This window comes from Bradyrhizobium sp. AUGA SZCCT0169, from assembly GCF_018130085.1.
Taxonomy (GTDB): Bacteria; Pseudomonadota; Alphaproteobacteria; order Rhizobiales; family Xanthobacteraceae; genus Bradyrhizobium.
In genome coordinates this window covers 170,795-186,882 of record NZ_JAFCMC010000002.1, presented here as the reverse complement: position 1 = coordinate 186,882, position 16,088 = coordinate 170,795, and the positions used below count along the sequence as shown (strand labels likewise).

At 63.9% G+C, this 16,088-nt stretch carries 17 protein-coding genes; 6 read left to right on the top strand and 11 right to left on the bottom strand.

The features are described from left to right. Positions 1-6 precede the first annotated feature (6 nt). Both JQ609_RS02870 and JQ609_RS02865 read right to left on the bottom strand, forming a co-directional pair. Complete coding sequence (locus tag JQ609_RS02870; RefSeq protein ID WP_212271937.1) at positions 7-1,164, bottom strand: patatin-like phospholipase family protein; 1,158 nt, start codon at positions 1,162-1,164, stop codon at positions 7-9. Positions 1,165-1,197: 33 nt separating this feature from the next. After that, the gene (locus JQ609_RS02865) at positions 1,198-2,022 is read right to left on the bottom strand and encodes a 3-hydroxybutyrate dehydrogenase (protein ID WP_212271936.1); all 825 of its coding nucleotides are present in this window, start codon (positions 2,020-2,022) and stop codon (positions 1,198-1,200) included. Positions 2,023-2,189: 167 nt separating this feature from the next. Here JQ609_RS02865 and JQ609_RS02860 point away from each other — a divergent pair, with 167 nt between their 5' ends. Then, on the top strand, positions 2,190-3,086 hold the full coding sequence (locus JQ609_RS02860) for a LysR family transcriptional regulator (protein WP_212271935.1): 897 nt from the start codon (positions 2,190-2,192) through the stop codon (positions 3,084-3,086). 13 nt (positions 3,087-3,099) lie between these two features. On the opposite strand, the gene JQ609_RS02855 is transcribed toward JQ609_RS02860, so the two are convergent. After that, positions 3,100-3,816 carry a peroxiredoxin-like family protein gene (locus tag JQ609_RS02855; protein ID WP_212206933.1) on the bottom strand — a complete coding sequence of 239 codons (717 nt, stop codon included), beginning with the start codon at positions 3,814-3,816 and terminating at the stop codon, positions 3,100-3,102. 297 nt (positions 3,817-4,113) lie between these two features. Here JQ609_RS02855 and JQ609_RS02850 point away from each other — a divergent pair, with 297 nt between their 5' ends. The 3 genes from JQ609_RS02850 to JQ609_RS02840 all read left to right on the top strand — a co-directional run bounded on the left by JQ609_RS02850 (position 4,114) and on the right by JQ609_RS02840 (position 6,314). Further along, complete coding sequence (locus JQ609_RS02850) at positions 4,114-4,605, top strand: cupin domain-containing protein (RefSeq protein ID WP_212271934.1); 492 nt, start codon at positions 4,114-4,116, stop codon at positions 4,603-4,605. 113 nt (positions 4,606-4,718) lie between these two features. Then, complete coding sequence (locus tag JQ609_RS02845; protein WP_212271933.1) at positions 4,719-5,969, top strand: MFS transporter; 1,251 nt, start codon at positions 4,719-4,721, stop codon at positions 5,967-5,969. A gap of 111 nt (positions 5,970-6,080) precedes the next feature. Further along, positions 6,081-6,314 carry a pentapeptide MXKDX repeat protein gene (locus JQ609_RS02840; RefSeq protein WP_212206936.1) on the top strand — a complete coding sequence of 78 codons (234 nt, stop codon included), beginning with the start codon at positions 6,081-6,083 and terminating at the stop codon, positions 6,312-6,314. A 212-nt stretch (positions 6,315-6,526) separates the two neighbouring features. Here the strand turns inward: JQ609_RS02840 and JQ609_RS02835 are convergent, their stop codons facing one another. Further along, positions 6,527-7,126 carry an NADPH-dependent F420 reductase gene (locus JQ609_RS02835; protein ID WP_212206937.1) on the bottom strand — a complete coding sequence of 200 codons (600 nt, stop codon included), beginning with the start codon at positions 7,124-7,126 and terminating at the stop codon, positions 6,527-6,529. A 41-nt stretch (positions 7,127-7,167) separates the two neighbouring features. Next, positions 7,168-7,614 carry an ester cyclase gene (locus JQ609_RS02830; RefSeq protein WP_212206938.1) on the bottom strand — a complete coding sequence of 149 codons (447 nt, stop codon included), beginning with the start codon at positions 7,612-7,614 and terminating at the stop codon, positions 7,168-7,170. 182 nt (positions 7,615-7,796) lie between these two features. On the opposite strand from JQ609_RS02830, the gene JQ609_RS02825 reads away from it, so the two are divergent. Continuing rightward, positions 7,797-8,726: a LysR family transcriptional regulator gene (locus JQ609_RS02825; RefSeq protein ID WP_212206939.1), complete on the top strand. Its 930-nt coding sequence runs from the start codon at positions 7,797-7,799 to the stop codon at positions 8,724-8,726. 52 nt (positions 8,727-8,778) lie between these two features. On the opposite strand, the gene JQ609_RS02820 is transcribed toward JQ609_RS02825, so the two are convergent. From JQ609_RS02820 to JQ609_RS02800, 6 genes are all read right to left on the bottom strand, one after another. After that, complete coding sequence (locus tag JQ609_RS02820; RefSeq protein ID WP_212272050.1) at positions 8,779-9,252, bottom strand: VOC family protein; 474 nt, start codon at positions 9,250-9,252, stop codon at positions 8,779-8,781. Positions 9,253-9,463: 211 nt separating this feature from the next. After that, entirely contained in the window at positions 9,464-10,948 is a 1,485-nt protein-coding gene (locus tag JQ609_RS02815; RefSeq protein WP_212271932.1) for a UbiA family prenyltransferase, read from the bottom strand. A 10-nt stretch (positions 10,949-10,958) separates the two neighbouring features. Next, a complete protein-coding gene (locus JQ609_RS02810) occupies positions 10,959-12,638 on the bottom strand; it encodes a hypothetical protein (RefSeq protein ID WP_212271931.1) in 1,680 nt (559 codons plus the stop codon). A 187-nt stretch (positions 12,639-12,825) separates the two neighbouring features. Next, positions 12,826-14,727 (bottom strand): Spy/CpxP family protein refolding chaperone, encoded by a 1,902-nt coding sequence (locus tag JQ609_RS02805; protein WP_249127567.1) that lies wholly within the window; start codon positions 14,725-14,727, stop codon positions 12,826-12,828. Positions 14,728-15,029: 302 nt separating this feature from the next. Continuing rightward, positions 15,030-15,164 carry a hypothetical protein gene (locus JQ609_RS35455; protein WP_283813732.1) on the bottom strand — a complete coding sequence of 45 codons (135 nt, stop codon included), beginning with the start codon at positions 15,162-15,164 and terminating at the stop codon, positions 15,030-15,032. Positions 15,165-15,303: 139 nt separating this feature from the next. Continuing rightward, positions 15,304-15,513 carry a hypothetical protein gene (locus tag JQ609_RS02800; RefSeq protein ID WP_212206942.1) on the bottom strand — a complete coding sequence of 70 codons (210 nt, stop codon included), beginning with the start codon at positions 15,511-15,513 and terminating at the stop codon, positions 15,304-15,306. Between the two features lie 188 nt (positions 15,514-15,701). On the opposite strand from JQ609_RS02800, the gene JQ609_RS02795 reads away from it, so the two are divergent. After that, on the top strand, positions 15,702-15,929 hold the full coding sequence (locus JQ609_RS02795) for a hypothetical protein (RefSeq protein ID WP_212271930.1): 228 nt from the start codon (positions 15,702-15,704) through the stop codon (positions 15,927-15,929). Positions 15,930-16,088: the final 159 nt, after the last annotated feature.

Below are 16,088 nucleotides of genomic sequence, written 5' to 3'. Positions count from 1 at the left end.
AGGCCGTCACTCGGCCGCCTCCGCCAACAGTTCCGTCTGCTCGTGCAGGACAACGCCCGACAGCGGATCGAATTCGCCGATCCACGGCTTGTGTTCGAGCACCGCCCTTGTGTGGCGATAGCCGGCGTCCCAGCGTTGCAGGATGCCGGATGGGCTGAAGTCGATGTCCTTGGTGTGGTCTTCGCGGGCGAGCTGCGGAGCGAGCAGCCGCACCACATGCATCCGGGTCGGGCAACCATAGCTCGCCAGTTCCTTCACCGCTTCGCTGTTGCGCTCGGACTCCGGCAGGCGCGCGGCGAGCTGATTGATGACGTGGCGCAGCCGATGCGCCTGCTGCTGGCGCGCGACGTGGCTGGCGATGCGGCTGGAATACTGCACGTCCTTGTGCCGATTCAACACCTCCGCCATCGTGGTCGGCTCGCTGCCTGTCGGATTCCAGAGGTGTACGGCGAAGATCAGGGAATTCCGGCGCGGGTTGTCGTCGAACACGGCCTCCGTCGGCGTGTTCGATAGAATGCCGCCGTCCCAATATAACTCACCGTCGATGCGAACGGCCGGGAACGCCGGAGGCAACGCGCCGGACGCCATGATGTGCTTGACGCCGAGCTTGCCATCGCGGCTGTCGAAATAACGCATCTGGCTGGTGCGGACATGCGCCGCGCCGACCGTCAGCCGCGGCCTGCACTGATTGACGAGGTCGAAATCGACCAGTTCGGTCAGCGTGCGCTCCAGCGGCGCGGTCGAGTAATAGCCGGCCTGATCGGCTCCGAGCGGATAGAGGTCGCCGGCATGCGCCAGCGGGTTCGGCCTGAAGAAGCTGGGAATGCCATGGGTCACGGTCGACCAATAGGACAGCTTTTCGTTGAAGCCCGGAAAGATGTCGCGAAGAGGCCAGAGCGTGTTCTGCTCCATCTCCTTCCAGAATTCGCGCAGCCGCGGCAACCGCTTCTGCGGTGAATTGCCCGCGATCAGGCCGGCATTGATGGCGCCGATCGAGGTCCCGATGATCCAGTCCGGCTCGATGCCGGCTTCGTGCAGCGCCTGATAGACGCCGGCCTGATAGGAGCCGAGCGCGCCGCCGCCCTGCAACACCAGCACGACCTGGCCCGGCTCGGATTTCGCGAGCGACTTCAGCGTTGAGAAACCGTCCCGGACGTCGTTCATGTCACGCTCCTTTGCTTGGTTATGTTCGGCACGTCAGTGCGCGGTCCAGCCGCCATCAACCGGCAGCGCGATGCCGGTGATCGATGCCGCGGCGTCGCTGGCGAGGAAGACGGCCAACGCACCCAACTCCTCGACTGTCGCGAAGCGCTTGTTTGGTTGCTGTGCCAGCAGCACGTCATGGATTACCTGATCGCGGGAGATGCCGTGCGCCCTGGCCTGGCCGTCGATCTGCGCTTCAACCAGCGGCGTATAGACGTAACCCGGACAGATCGCGTTGCATGTGATGCCTTCTTCGGAGGTCTCCAGCGCGGCGACCTTGGTCAGCCCGACGATGCCATGCTTGGCGGCGACATAGGCCGCCTTGAAGGGTGATCCGACCAGTCCATGGGCGGAGGCGATGTTGATGATGCGACCGAACCTGTTCTGGCGCATCGCCGGCAGGGCGAGCCGAATGGCGTGAAACGCGGATGACAGATTGATCGACAGGATCATGTCCCATTTCTCGACCGGAAACCGGTCGATTGGCGCGACATGTTGGATACCGGCATTGTTGACGAGCACATCGAGCCGGCCGTGCCCGGCGATGACAGCCGCGATCATCTCGGCGATCGCCTCCGGCCTCGTCATGTCGGCGGCGGAATAGCTGACCTGGACGCCAAAATCCGCCTCGATCTGGTCTTTGGTCCTGGCGAGCTCCGAGGCGACCCCCAGACCGTTCAGCATCACCTCAGATCCGGCCTCGGCGAGTGCCCGCGCTATCCCGAGGCCAATACCGCTGGTTGACCCCGTGACCAGCGAGACCTTCCCGGCGAGCGGCCGCGTGGCCTTGGTATCCCGCGCCTTTACCTGAATGTTCATGACGGTCCCTTTCCTGCGGCCTGATGGGCTGAAACCTGCAGGATGGGCGCCGTGTTTTGAAATGCCCTTTGGCTTCCTACACCATAGGCTCCCGCTATCGCGGTTTGAGTGTCATTAGGAGCCTTGATCGGCTAGTCTGCTGCCAGATAGATCGGGGCAGCACGATCATGGAAATGCATCAGGTACGATACTTCCTCGCCGTCACGCGGACGCTGAATTTCACACGCGCCGCTGACGAGTGCAACGTCACACAGCCATCGCTGACGCGGGCGATCAAGCAGCTCGAGGCCGAATTGGGCGGCGACCTGTTCCGCCGGGAACGGCCGGCCGCGCAATTGACCGAGCTCGGCCTGCGGATGCACCCGCTGCTGCAGCAATGCTATGACGCCGCCAGCGGCGCGCGCATGCTGGCGTCGACGTTCAAGAGCGGTGAAATCGGGGCGCTTCGGATTGCGCTCAGCCACTCGGTCGATTTGTCGATTCTGGTGCCGTTTCTCGACCAGATCAGGCGGCAGTTCAGCCAACTCGAATTTCGTTTCTTGCGCGGCAACAGCGAGGAAGTAGGCGAGTATCTGAAGAAGGGCGACGCCGAACTCGGCATCGCTGCCGAACTCGGCGGCGACTGGGACCGGCTGGACACCTGGCCGCTATTCACCGAGGATTTCGATCTTGTCGTCAGTCGGCGGCATCCGCTGGCGGAGCGCGACACAATCAGTTTCAACGACCTGCGGGCAGAGCAATGGTTGTCGCGAAATTACTGCGAACATTCCGCTTCGCTAAGCCGGTCGCTTCGCGAGCATGGGGTTGCGGTTGATCGCAACCACGAGATTTCGTCGGAGCGCGACCTGATTGAACTCCTGGAAGCCGATATCGGCGTCGCCGTGGTTCCTCACACCGCTTCGCTTCCAACCACCTTGAAACGCGCTCCGGTCGAGGGACTGGAATCGCGCCGCACGGTTCATCTCTATGGTGTCGCCGGGCGTGAGCGCACGGCGGTCGCGTCCGCCGTCATGAGGATGCTGCGCGGTTCGGACTGGCAGCAATTCCTGAGCAGGATCGCCTAAGCTTAGCGATGTCTTAGCGATCCTCGCTGGCGGTTCGAACCGCAACAAGCAGTTCGTCGATCTCCATTCGCTTGCGGAAATCGGGATCGACGAAGCGGGCCTTCACCAGCCCGTCGCGGCCGACCACGAAGGTCGCGGGAATCGGCAGCATGCAGCCGTCATTGCCGTGAAAATCCGACAGGTCCAGATAGGAGAGCAGTTGCTGGATCTCCGTTCCAAGCCAGATCGCAAGATTGAGCGACAATGCATAGCCGTTGTCGAGGTCGGTCAGCACCGGGAAGGGGGCGCCGGCCTCGGATTTGAAGCGCTCGGCGTACTTCTGCGTTTCCGGCATAATCGCGACAATCTGTCCGCCCAGCGCGCTGATCTCGTCCTGAGCCTGCATGATCGCCATCACGTTCAGCCGGCAGTAGGGACACCAATGGCCGCGATAGAACATGACGATGACCGGCCCGTTGCCGATCAGCGATGTCAGGCTGACAAGCCGGCCGGTCTCGTCCGGCAGCATGAACGGCGGCATCACCTCGCCCGGCTGCGGCGCGTTCTCGCCGCCGCCGTTCTCGTGGATTCGCGCGACCAGACGATCGACCGCCTCGCTGTAGGCAGGAAAGAAATCGCGACCGGCGGCGGCATAGGCTTGCAATCGGTTACCGAGCGAACCCTCCATGTCGCGGCAGCGCTGAAAGGCCTGCCGGAGGCGTTCGGCGTTGGCAGGCGAAAGCTGGGTCATGTCGTACTCCGGCCGGTCGGTTTGACTTGATACTATTTTCCAGCGCGGGCTGCCCGCAAGGGGTGGCGCTGACCCATCAGAGGGTGGATTGCCCCGCGTATGAAATGCCGTCGCCCAATGGGTTTGATAGCCGCGGCGTATCGAGCCGGGCACGCATAGCGCCGCGCTATCGAGTCGAGAGCCAACCGGCATTTCATTCCTCAAGTGGTTTCAACGAATGTCGTGACGTAGCCGGCCAGATCATCTGGGCCCCAGGCAACGTAAAGGCAACGTAAAGGCAAACGAGGAGACAACGACATGTCCACATCCAACGTCACATCCCGCACGCGCTGGCACGGCCTCGCGCTTGCCGGCATTTTCGCGGGCTCGCTCGCGACCGCACCGGCGGCTTTCGCCGGCGAATGTCCTGCCGGCAAGATGCAGGCCAATGTCCGCGACAAGGTCGACCACAAGGCGGTCGGCGTCACCGACGTCACGCTCGGCGCGATCAACCTCGAGAAACAGCCGGCCAACATCAGGGATCGCGAACTGCGCTTCCGCAAGCTGACGATCGAGCCCGGCGGCATCGTGCCGTGGCACAGCCATGACGACCGTCCGGCGCTGATCTTCGTGCAGCAGGGCGAAATCGTCGAATACGCCAGCAACTGCGCCGAACCGATCGTGCACAAGACCGGCGAGATCAGACCCGAAGTCGCCGGCGTGTCGCACTGGTGGAAGAATCTCGGCAAAGAGACGGTCATTCTCTATGTCGGCGACGTTCGCAAGGATCCGCATGACCACCACATGTAACCGGATGTAACGCGCGCTTCCCGCGCCCGTTGCCGATGTGACGTCCTGGGATCCCCCGTGTTGCCCCGCACGCCCAGGCGTCACATCCCTTCCATCACCCAGCGAGACGCGCCATGGCCGATACCTCCGTGCCAATGAAGACGCACGCCATACACATGCGCGACCCCTCGCCGGGCGTGGTGCTGCGCTCGCTCGTCATCGGCCTCACGGCCTTTCTCACCGTGGTCGACCTGTTCGCGACACAGGCCATCCTGCCCTCCCTGACGAAGCATTATGATGTAACCCCGGCCGCGATGGGTGTTGCGGTCAATGCCAGCACCCTGGGCATGGCAGTCGCAAGTATCGTGGTCGGCTCCCTTAGCCGGTATATCGACCGTCGGTTCGGCATCCTCGTGAGCCTCGTTCTGCTCGCGGTTCCCACGACGCTGCTGGCGGGCGCACCCGATCTTACCGCGTTCACCATCCTGCGTGTGCTGCAGGGACTTTGCATGGCGTCGGCCTTTGCCTTGACGCTGGCCTATCTCGGCGAGCAATGCAGCTCGATGGACGCCGGCGGCGCGTTCGCGGCCTATATCGCCGGCAATGTCGCCAGCAATCTGATCGGCCGGTTGTTGTCGGCCGCGCTGGTCGATACGTTCGGGCTGGCGTCGAATTTCTATTTCTTCGCACTGCTCAATCTGGCCGGTGCGGCGCTGGTGTATTTCACGGTGTCGCGCGCCAGGCCGATGCATGCGATGCCGGCGGCGCTGTCTCCGTTCGAGGCAAGCATCGCCCACTGGCGCAACCGGTCGCTGCGCGCCGCCTACGCGATCGGATTCTGCATCCTGTTCGCTTTCATCGGCACCTTCACTTTCGTCAACTTCGTTCTGGTTCGCGAGCCGCTGTCGCTCGGACGAATGGACCTCGGGCTCGTCTATCTCGTCTTTGCACCCTCCGTGATCACGACGCCGTTTGCCGGAAAAGCCGTCGCACGGTTTGGCTCCCGGCAGGTGATCTCTGGTGCGCTCGCGCTCGCCGCGATCGGCCTGCCCATGATGTTGTCATCGCATCTTCCGTACGTACTCGCCGGCATGGTGCTGGTCGGCGTCGGCACTTTCTTTGCGCAGGCCGCGGCGACGGGTTTCGTCGGTCAGGCCGCGCAGGACAACCGCGGCGTCGCCAGTGGGACCTATCTCGCCTGTTACTTCTTCGGCGGCATGGCGGGTAGCGCCGTGCTCGGCCAGCTGTTCGACCGTTTTGGCTGGAGCGCCTGCGTCGTGGGCGTCGGAGCGTCGCTCGCGATCGCGGCGATGATGACCACACAACTCAAACTTCCATCTAACAGAGGAGAGACGCCAATGATGCCGGCAATGATGGCCGATTGATCACAGCGATTTGTTCACCACCGTTCGATCGTCATTCGTAACGAAGGCCGATCGATCAACGTAATCGAAACAGCGGCTCACCGCTAACACGCACAACAAAGGGTACTGAACATGACAACCAAGAATCTGCGCACCTTGCTCTCGATTTCCGCTCTCGCTCTCTCGGTCGGGCTTGCCTCCGCGCCCGCGGCCTACGCGCAGGACAAGATGGGCAAGGACGGGATGGCGAAAGATGCGATGTCCAAGGACGGCATGAAAAAGGACGATGCGATGTCCAAGGACGCGATGAAGAAGCACGACGGCATGTCGAAGGATGCGATGTCGAAAGACGGAATGAAGAAGTAAGGTCCGGTCGCCAGAAAGCTGCAGGCTCGGTTCGGTGAAGCGAGCCTGCTATTCTTCCCTTGTCATGGCATGGGCGAGGCGCCGATGGGCGGCCTGTTGTTGTTCACCGGCGTCACGCCTGACACGGACCGGGAGAATGACCCGCCTGGGGCGCGCCGGTTCGGCGTCGATTACCTTTGTCCGCGTCAGGACGCCTGGCGAATAGCGGACTTTCAGGCGATCTTGATGAGATCTTGATTTGGCAATGGACCGCCTGGAAATTGCGCAAGCTTGCCGCCGACCGCTAGCGATCCAAGATCGATTCCGACGAAGCCGATCCTCTCGATGAGCGCTGCCACCTCCGCCTTCGCGGCGCCGTCGTTGCCGGAATAAAACAGCACGCGCCGTCCTCCGCCCGATCGCGGGTCCGCGGCGAGCACTTCTGCACGGAGATGATTGAACGCCTTGACGACGCGTGCTCCGGGTACGAGGTCGGCGACCAACTCGCTCGATACCCGGCCGTGGAGGTCAACCGGCTTGAACAAGGGTGCCTCGATCGGATTGTTGGCGTCGATGAGAATGCGCCCGGACCATTCCGGCAGACCCGCCAGCGCCGCCGACAACTTCGTCCAGTTGACAGCAACGAAGACGATGTCGGCGCGTGCGGCTTCCTCGCGTGATCCGGCCTTGATCGATGGTCCAACTTCCCGGACGAGTTCACTCAGCGACTCCGGGCCGCGGCTGTTGGAGATTGTCGCCTCGGTGCCTGTCCGAGCCAGCACCCGCGCAAAGGCTGCGCCGATGGCGCCTGAACCGATGATGCCAATTGACATGGAATGTTCCTGTCAGGGTCGTATGTGATGGACGAACAGGATCAGGAGCGAGCCGCCGTTGCGGGCGGCCACGCGCCGAGTTGCTGCATGAGCGAGAAAAGATTGGCCACGCCCCAGTGATCGGTGATCTTGCCGTCACGCACACGCATGACGTCGACGGTCTCGAATTGAATCTTGCGGCCCGTCGCCGCCACGCCAAGGAAGTCTCCCTGGTGCGTCCCGTGATAGGTCTTGTAGGTCGTCACACGATCTCCATCGGCAATCTGCCAATGGATGTCGGCGTGAAAGTCGGGAAACGCGGCCCGAAGAATTTTGTAGAGCTGCCGCGCACCGTCCTTATCGGGCGTGCGTCCCGGCTGCGGCGTGTGATCAAGAAAATCGTCGGCGAACAGTTCTTCGAACACTTCGAAATTCCCGCCGCCCTGGACCTCTTCGGTGTTGCGGCGGATGACGGCCTTGGCGGCTTCGCTGATGTCGTTGGTGGTCATGACTTGCTCCAAATGGGTTTTGCCTTCGGTGCTCCGGCGCCTGCCGCTGACCGGGAAGCTGGGGCTCCCGGGCGAGCGCGGTGCCGTACCCCCGCTTCGGAAGCCCATACCGCCACTTTTATTGCTGCGTGATTAGCCGGTAATTGCTATACTTACTTTCAATGATTGCTTGAAAGTGTCGTATGGAAACGCTGGCAAATCTCGAATCCTTCGTCCGAAGCGCCGAAACAGGCGGATTTTCCGCTGCCGCGCGGCGCCTGTCGCTCACCCCGGCCGCGGTGAGCCGCAACGTTGCCATGCTGGAGCGGAATCTCGGAATTCGTCTCTTTCAGCGCAGCACGCGCAAGCTCACGCTGACCGAGGCCGGCGAGCGCTTCCTCCACGCCATCCGAAACAATCTCGACGAGCTGCAGGCGTCGATTGCGAGCGTCGCAACGGACCGCGGCGAACCGGCCGGCGTGCTCAGGGTCAGCATGGGCATGACGTTTGGCGTCGAATACATCCTGCCGCTGCTGCCGGAGTTCCTGAAAAATTATCCGCGCGTTCGCGCCGACTGGCAGTTCGAGAACCGGCAAGTCGATTTGATTGCTGAAGGCTTCGATGCTGCGATCGGCGGCGGGATCGATCTCGCGCCTGGTCTGGTATCGCGGGTCCTTGCGCCCGCTCACATCATCGCGGTGGCCTCGCCGTCTTACATGAAGGGAAGGACCCCGCCCGCCGATCCGTCGGGACTCGCCGCGCTTGATGGCATTGTCATGCGCTCCTCAAAAACCCGGCGTGTTCGTGAGCGCCCGATGCGCAACGCAGCGGGCGACGAGATGACGGTCCCTCTCAAGCCCACCATCACGTTCGACGATCCGGAGGCGATGTGCCAGGCTGCGGTGCTCGGCATGGGCGTCACGCAGATCGTGGTGGCACACGCGCTGCGGCATCTGGAGAGCGGCGCGCTCGTGCGGCTGGTGCCGCAATGGTATGCCGACGCGGGCGCAATCTCGGTCTACTATGTCAGCCGCACCTTGATGCCGGCCAAGACGCGCCTCTTCGTCGATTTCGTAGCGGAAGCATTTCGACGTCAGCGGTTTGCCGAGCGGTTTGCCGGCAGCATTGGTTAGGTGGGCAGGCGCGACGACTGAGCCGCGCCAAGCCAGGGCTATCCCGGGAACATCAGCCGCGCCGCGCGGCCTCGATCGCGGCGACGTCAATTTTCTTCATGGTCATCATGGCATCGAAGGCGCGCTTGGCTTCAGCGCCGCCGGCCGCCATCGCCTCCGTCAGCGTGCGCGGCGTGATTTGCCAGGAGACGCCCCATTTGTCCTTGCACCAGCCGCACGCGCTCTCCTGGCCGCCATTGCCGACGATGGCGTTCCAGTAGCGGTCGGTCTCTTCCTGGTCGTCGGTGGCAATCTGAAACGAAAACGCTTCGGTTTGCTTGAACACGGCACCGCCGTTGAGGCCGATGCAGGGAATGCCGGCAACCGTGAAGTCGACCGTCAGCACGTCGCCCTTCTTGCCCGAGGGATAGTCGCTAGGTGCGCGGTAGACGGCGTGCACGGCGCTGTCGGGAAAGACTTCGGCGTAGAAGCGGGCCGCCGCCTCGGCGTCCTTGTCGTACCAGACGCAAATCGTGTTTTTCGCAATCTTCTTGGCCATTTCTCATCCTTTCGCTTCGCTTGCGTGCCGCTTGCGGTATCCAGCCGGCCCGATCGGCCTGGCGAAACGACGAACGGGGTCGACCGAATCCGACATCGTCCTACGGCTTTTTTTTTGGTTGATTTGCAGGGCGCCAACCTGTGTCTTCCACGTCCGACGACGCGGAACCTCTCCGCGTCGATGCGCAGGTGGCGCCGTGTCAGCCGAACACGCCCGACCATGCCAGTCCGAAGCACACCATCAGGGCGCCGCCGAGCGCCAGGCTCGGCCGATCGGTGACGGCAAAAGCCACGGGATCGTCGTGCAGCTCGCTGCGTCCGCATTTCAGCCAGATCCGGCAGACGAACAGGAACAGGATGGCCGGAAAGGCCCAGAGCCAGGCGGTGTTGCCATAAAAACTCTGCCGGAAGGCGTCGTTGATGATGTAGAGCACCATGATCAGCACGGCGGCCACCCCGGTCGCCATGCCGATGCCCATGATGAGCGGCAGGTCGATCGACTTGTAGCCGCGGCCGCGGACTTCGGTTCCGCCGCGCTCGATGACGCGGGCGACCTCGGTGTGGCGTTTGGCGAAGCTGAGCGAGGCGAACAGGAACATCGCGAACACCAAGAGCCAGGGCGACGGCGGCGCCCCTGATGCCACGATGCCAGCGCCGAGGCGCAGCGTGAACAATCCGGCGAGAACAAAACCGTCGAGAATGGGGATGCGCTTGAGCGCGAACGAATAGAGCAGGGTTACGGCCAGATACAGAAGCACGACGGCAACGGTGGCCGGCCCGGCCAGCGCCGCCACGGCGATGCCGGCGAACAGTCCGATCGGAACGGCGGCGATCGCCGTTGCCAGCGGCAGGCGTCCGCTCGCCAGCGGCCGGTTTCGCTTCGACCAGTGGCTGCGGTCGTCGGTCAGGTCCCAAATATCGTTGACGAGATAGGTCGATGAGGCGACCAGGCCGAGGGCGAGGAACGCGCATGTCGTCGCGTAGACGGCGTCGACGTGGGAGATCAATCCGGCGAGAATGAGCGGCACGAAAACCAGCGCGTTCTTTGCCCATTGGTGCGGGCGCATGCTGCGCACCAGCGCACGGATCCGAGACGGCCGCGGGAATACCCTGGCGACGGTCGCAACGCTTGCGGCGGCGTGCTCAACCGAACTTGCCGCCTCGACGACGATGGCATTGTCGGCGCGGCGCCAGATCGGAATATCGGCGCGCGCGTCGCCGGCATAGTCGAATCCGTCGGGGAATCGTTCAGCGAGAACCTGCGCCTTCGCTTCGCCCTTCAGGTTGCGCAAGCCGTCGCTGCCGATGACGCCTTGAATGAAGGCAATCCGCCGCACCACCTTTTCCGCGACCTTGGCATCGGCGGCGGTGGCGACGTAGACCGGCCGTCCGCTCGCCGCGATATCGGCCGCGTAGGCCAGCAGTTCTTCGTTGAACGGCAGAACATCCGGCTCGATGCTGGTCTCCTCGGCGAGACGGCGCTTGAGATAGGCGCGGCCACGCAGCATCCACAGGCCGATTTCGAACAGCCGCCACGGCGCGCTCTTAAGCAGCGCCAGAACGGTCTCAAGCAGCATGTCCGCACGCACCAACGTGCCGTCGAGATCGAGGATCAGCGGCCGCGGTAGCGGCGCCTCGCGCGGATCGGAGAGTTCGGCATCGAGCGGCAGGGGCAAGGTGGACATGCGGGACCTTTCAGCGGGTACGGCTGTAGAAATCCCAGCAGGGATGCAGCTTGTGTCGCGTGAACTCCCGTTCCAGCACGGTGCGGAAGGTCGCGGGATTGGTGTCGGTGGCGCCGGGCAGAATGCAGGTGCGGAAGAACACGCCGTCCGCGTCCGCCAGATAGGCCGACGCTTCGGTTACGGAGAACGCCGGCACGGTGCGGCGGAAATCCATCGCCAGCGTGGTGCCGCGCGCCGGCGTCAGGCCGAGCAGCCGCGGGAAGGATTCGGCGAAATCGATGGTCGTATAGCGCTGCGCCTTGTTCGCGTAGCCAAGCCGCTGGAAGTTCGCGCCGGCCTCGGCAACGCTGATGGCCCATGCCGCGCGCGTGGCCGGGCTGGTGCTGCCGGGATCGCCGTCGAGATCGAAGCCGTTGTTGGCGGTCTCGTCGAGGAAAGGCAGCCATTCGGATTGCAGGCGCGTCATCAGCCGGGAGCCGGCGAGGGTGGCTGTTGGTACGCGCATGCCCGGAAGGAACGTCGCAAAGCCGTGGTCGGTCGTGCCCTGCTTTTCCCTTACAAAGGTCGAAACGACGCGCTTTTCGACGACATCGGCCACTGGCAGCACCAGCGTCGCGCCGAGGACCGCCGCGGCGATCGGACGCCAGCCACGGGTCGTGCGCAGGCTCGGGTGGAAAAGGACGGCCGCGGCGGCCATCAAGCCGACGCCGCCGGTGTTCTGACTCTCCGCGGCCAGTGCGACCGCGACCAGCAGCGCTGCGTCCACGACGAAGGCTTCGCGGGCGAGGGTGTCGCGCACGAAATTGAGCGGACGCCGAACTGCCGCGGTGAAATCGAGTTCGCGGGCCGCGAGCACGACGATCGTGATCGTGACCACAAGCGGCAGCCAATTGCGAGCCGCCGAGGCGGCGAGCCGGAAGGCGGCGCCGCCCCGGTTCAAAGCACTCATCGAGACGATGTCGTGCAGGTAGCCGGAGACGAGCCCTCCGGTCGCCAGTTCGACCAGTCCCGCCAACGCGGCGGCAACCAACAGCATGGCGAACAGCGCGGCGGCTCGCGCGCGACCGAGCAGCACGGCCGCGACGACGAGGCCGAGCATTGCGATAGCGGCGGTGATCTTGATGAAGATCAGGGCGGTCAGCAGGTAACCCAGCAACACGCCGTCGCCACGGGCCTTCGGCAGCACATACCACAATGCTGCCAGGAACAGGATCGCGGTGGCGAAACGGTTATAGGTGGCAAAATAGCTGATCTCGGAGAGCATGGTGGAGTCGAGCGTGTAGGGCACGAGAACCACCACGGCGAGAACCGCGAAGCTGGCGGCAAAACCCCAGGGCGATTGAATGCGCGATGCGATGACGGCGAACGGCGGCACCACCATCAGCCACGCCAGCGCGTGCAGGCCGATGAACGGCTGCCCGCCGGGAAACAGACGTTCGGCAAAATGGGTCAGATAAAGCGTGAGCGCGCCGATCGGCGAAGAAAAATCGACGTGCGGAATTTGGCCGTGGCCGATGCGATAGGCGCCATCGAGGATGAAGACGAAATCCCACACCGCGCGGCCGTAGGGAACGACGTGGACCATGGCCGCAACTGCCACGACCAGGACCGTGAAGGCTGCAATCGCGGCGATCCGCCAATTGAAAGGTGCTGCCCGGGACCTGATGAGGTCATAAATTGCTTCCGACATATCGAACCCTCAGCTATCGCGCTTCGGTCGATATGGTCTTTTGGAGCGGGAGCAAACTCGATTTAAGAATTACGGTAACTATTTAAGATGAACGTTCATCGCACTGCTTTGCGGCGTCTCAGAGTGACGCTGTTGACACAACAATGTCGATCATTGGCACACAATTTCGGCGATCGATCGCTTGCAATCAGCGGCCCGCGAACCGTCCCAGCGTGTTGAAGCGCGCCTTCTGCTCGCTGGCCAGCGTGGCATAGAAATCGTCGAGCGCCGGCTGCACCAGCTTGGCTGACTGCAGCATGGCCTCGAGCCGCTTCTCCATCGCCTCCAGGCGTCCGACCGGCGTGAGCGGCACGTCCACCGGACAAGCCGCCTGCAGCGTCTGAACGGCCTTCTCCGTCGCGTCGCGCAGGCGGTCGAGCGCTTCCTTTTGCTTGCCCGCCGGACGTATCACCGTCTCGATCCGTTCGATCGGCAGGTTGGTCAGGCTGGGCTTCGGCTCGCCGCAAGTATCCTGCGCGTTTGCTTCCTGCTGCGGCTGCGGTTTCGAGCGATCGCCGATATCAGGACCGAGCGCGTTGAAGCGAGCCTGTTGCTCGTCACTGAGCGCGCCATAGAATTTCTCCAGGGCCGGCCGCACGGTCCGCACCGCCTCGAGCGTGGCGCTGATGCGGTTCGTCATCGACCGCAAGCGGCCGGGCGGAGTCATCGCATACTGATCGCCGCAGGATTCCTTGAACGCGGCAGCGGCCATTGCAGCTGCGTCCTTCAACTCGTCGAGCAATGCGCGCTGCTCGGACGTCGGCCGCACCGCTTCCTCGATTGAAGCAATCGGCCATGCGGTGATGCCCTTTTCAGGCGCTTCGCACAGTTGCCTGAGAGCCTGTTGGCTCATGCCCGAGCTGTCGCGCGGCCGGGAGCCGCCGATCACGCCGTCGCTCTCCTGGCGCCCGGTCGGGCTGAGCCTGGCGTAGGCGGAATACGGACTGTCCGCGCCCCAGAACACGGTATCGACGAAGTCATCATAGGCGTAGGCCCAATAACCGACGTCGTAGCCGGAGGGCCAGAACGTGTATTCGAAAATGTCGGAATAGGCATAGGGCCAGAACACGTGGCCGGCCCACGGCACGAATGCCGCGCGCAGGCCGCGCTTCCAGGCGTGGCGGGGAGCCCAGCCATGCCGGCCGCCCTCGAGCGCCGCCTGGACCTGCGGATCAGGATTGCTGCGGAAGCGTTCGGCAAACCGCCCGCGGGCGGCGGCCTGCACGGCTGCACCGACGGTCTCGGCCTGCCTGCCGGAAGGCGGCGGCATTCCCAATTCCTGCCGGCGCGCCACATCACGTTGCTGGAGCCGCTGCTCGCGCTGGAGCTGCCGCTGTTCGGTTTGCAGCAATCGTTGCTGCACGCGTTGCGCCCGCACGCCATCCGGCTGGCGCGCCTGCAGCTCCTGCACGCGCTTCTGCAAGCGGTCGATGCGCTGCTCGCGTTGCGCGCTCTCCCGGTTGAGCGTGTCGCGCTGCCGTTCCTGCGCGGTTTGCTGGAGCCGCTGCAGTCGCTCCTCGCGCTGGAGCTGCCGCTGTTCCGTCTGCAGCAAGCGTTGCTGCGCGCGCTGGGCGCGCTGGTCTTGCGGTTGTTGAGATTTCAGGTCCTGCACGCGCTGCTGCAGCCGGTCGATGCGCTCCTGGCGCTGCGCGTTGCGGGGCGAAAGCCCGTCGCGCTGCCGCTCCTGAATCGCCTGCTGTGGCGGCTGAATGCGCTGCTCGCGCTGGCCGATCCGATCCTGCCGGGATGGAGCCGCGGCAGCTGGTGCGCTTGGGCGCGGTGGTGCCGCGATCCTCGGAGCGGCCGGGCGCGGTGGCGCCGCGATCTGCGGCGCCGGACGCGGCGCCATGGCCGGACGCTGTTGCGGCGGAGCCGGACGCATTGCCGGCGCGGCGGGCCGCGCCATGGCAGGCGGCGGTGCAGGGCGGGCCATTGCAGGAGGTGGGGCGGGCCGCGCCATGGCGGGTGGCGGGGCGGCGGGCCGCGCCATGGCGGGGGGCGGGGCGGCAGGACGGGCCATGGCGGGTGGCGGGGCGGCAGGCCGCGCCATGCCGGGCGGCGGACCCGCGGGCCCGCCCGCGCCCGCAGGCGGACCATGCCTTTTCTCCTGAGCCGCGGATGAGCCGACGCTCGCCGCGACCATCGAAACGCCGAGAAGAAATGCTGAAAGGCGAAGGCTGGGTGCAAGCATGATCGTCGCTACCTGGCAGCTCGTTAGTCGCCCGTCACGCTCAACGCGCGAGCGCGGCAATCGGTCTATGACCGCCATTGCGGCTTTGCGACGCAGGCTGGCGGCGCGCAAGCCTGACGAAACTCAAGACCGGACGAAACTCAAAATCGGCGCAGGACTGTTTACGGTTGGCGGGTCGATTGCACGTCGAGCCGCTCGGCCTCAGCGGTCGCAACCACCGCCGCTGTTGCAGTGACGGCCAGGGCCACGATTGCGAAGGCAAGTCCGATGAATCTCAAGCCGCGCGTATCCGCCATCGGTCAGACCCTTATCCAAACGCATATCGAAGCGACGTCGCGACGCCGGCTGCCATGAGACTTGCAATGGCGGCCAGCGTCCAATCCGGTCGCGCGCTTTGTATTGCGAGTTCGGTCAGGGCCTTTGCAAAGCTTGCCATCACCAACTCTCGGATCCCAGGCGATCCAGATACGAAAGGCCGGAGCATGTCAGTTCTTCGGGATCGCTTTCACCAGCCTGCCATTTTCCGCTCAGGTACCTCTCAAGCGAGCAACGACGCGGATCGGCCGCGTCCACATCATCGTGCGTGGCCAAGTGCACTGTCCAGGCTCGATCGACAGCAGTCTTCAGCGGAAAATCGTCGTCCATTTCGAACTCCAAAATCTGTCGCGCTTACATTCAATTCGATCGGGCGACAAAAGTTGCCACTTTTTCCCGAGAATATGTTTCATCCCGGCGGATCGGATCGGAAGGCCGCCGCTGCCACGGGGCTATGTCGATCGAGGAACCGCAGACCGGGAGCAACGTTTATTCCGGTCAACATAGGGAGCATCGTTATGCGTTCAATCGTCCTGGTTCTGGTCATTCTGCTGACCGAGACCTCGCTGTCTTTTGCACAGGGTCACAAGGGTACACCGCAAGAACAGCACGCCTGCACACGAGATGCACAGCGCTTTTGCCGAAAGCAATTGGGCGATGATGGAGCGGTTCAAACATGCCTGCAACAGAACAGGGCCAAGCTGAGTTCGAGCTGCCAAAAGGTATTTGCCAGCCGCGGCATGTGAGGCGCTCTTTTCTTGAGTCGGCGCGTTGCAACGCGCCGCATTCCGAACGCGATGGTGAGCTTGTTGCCGTCGATCTCCACGGCGTGCCGTAGCCGAATTTCTGATGAAACACGCGATCGTCCCGAGAACTCCGAACCGTGCCGGTGGATTTGGCGGGCC

Excerpts from the sequence above, each read along its gene's own strand:
- JQ609_RS02870 (WP_212271937.1), bottom strand. The coding sequence starts at position 1,164 with ATGAACGACGTCCGGGACGGTTTCTCAACGCTGAAGTCGCTCGCGAAA.
- JQ609_RS02865 (WP_212271936.1), bottom strand. The coding sequence starts at position 2,022 with ATGAACATTCAGGTAAAGGCGCGGGATACCAAGGCCACGCGGCCGCTC.
- JQ609_RS02860 (WP_212271935.1), top strand. The coding sequence starts at position 2,190 with ATGGAAATGCATCAGGTACGATACTTCCTCGCCGTCACGCGGACGCTG.
- JQ609_RS02855 (WP_212206933.1), bottom strand. The coding sequence starts at position 3,816 with ATGACCCAGCTTTCGCCTGCCAACGCCGAACGCCTCCGGCAGGCCTTT.
- JQ609_RS02850 (WP_212271934.1), top strand. The coding sequence starts at position 4,114 with ATGTCCACATCCAACGTCACATCCCGCACGCGCTGGCACGGCCTCGCG.
- JQ609_RS02845 (WP_212271933.1), top strand. The coding sequence starts at position 4,719 with ATGGCCGATACCTCCGTGCCAATGAAGACGCACGCCATACACATGCGC.
- JQ609_RS02840 (WP_212206936.1), top strand. The coding sequence starts at position 6,081 with ATGACAACCAAGAATCTGCGCACCTTGCTCTCGATTTCCGCTCTCGCT.
- JQ609_RS02835 (WP_212206937.1), bottom strand. The coding sequence starts at position 7,126 with ATGTCAATTGGCATCATCGGTTCAGGCGCCATCGGCGCAGCCTTTGCG.
- JQ609_RS02830 (WP_212206938.1), bottom strand. The coding sequence starts at position 7,614 with ATGACCACCAACGACATCAGCGAAGCCGCCAAGGCCGTCATCCGCCGC.
- JQ609_RS02825 (WP_212206939.1), top strand. The coding sequence starts at position 7,797 with ATGGAAACGCTGGCAAATCTCGAATCCTTCGTCCGAAGCGCCGAAACA.
- JQ609_RS02815 (WP_212271932.1), bottom strand. The coding sequence starts at position 10,948 with ATGTCCACCTTGCCCCTGCCGCTCGATGCCGAACTCTCCGATCCGCGC.
- JQ609_RS02810 (WP_212271931.1), bottom strand. The coding sequence starts at position 12,638 with ATGTCGGAAGCAATTTATGACCTCATCAGGTCCCGGGCAGCACCTTTC.
- JQ609_RS02805 (WP_249127567.1), bottom strand. The coding sequence starts at position 14,727 with ATGGCGCGGCCTGCCGCCCCGCCACCCGCCATGGCCCGTCCTGCCGCC.
- JQ609_RS35455 (WP_283813732.1), bottom strand. The coding sequence starts at position 15,164 with ATGGCGGATACGCGCGGCTTGAGATTCATCGGACTTGCCTTCGCAATC.
- JQ609_RS02800 (WP_212206942.1), bottom strand. The coding sequence starts at position 15,513 with ATGGACGACGATTTTCCGCTGAAGACTGCTGTCGATCGAGCCTGGACA.
- JQ609_RS02795 (WP_212271930.1), top strand. The coding sequence starts at position 15,702 with ATGCGTTCAATCGTCCTGGTTCTGGTCATTCTGCTGACCGAGACCTCG.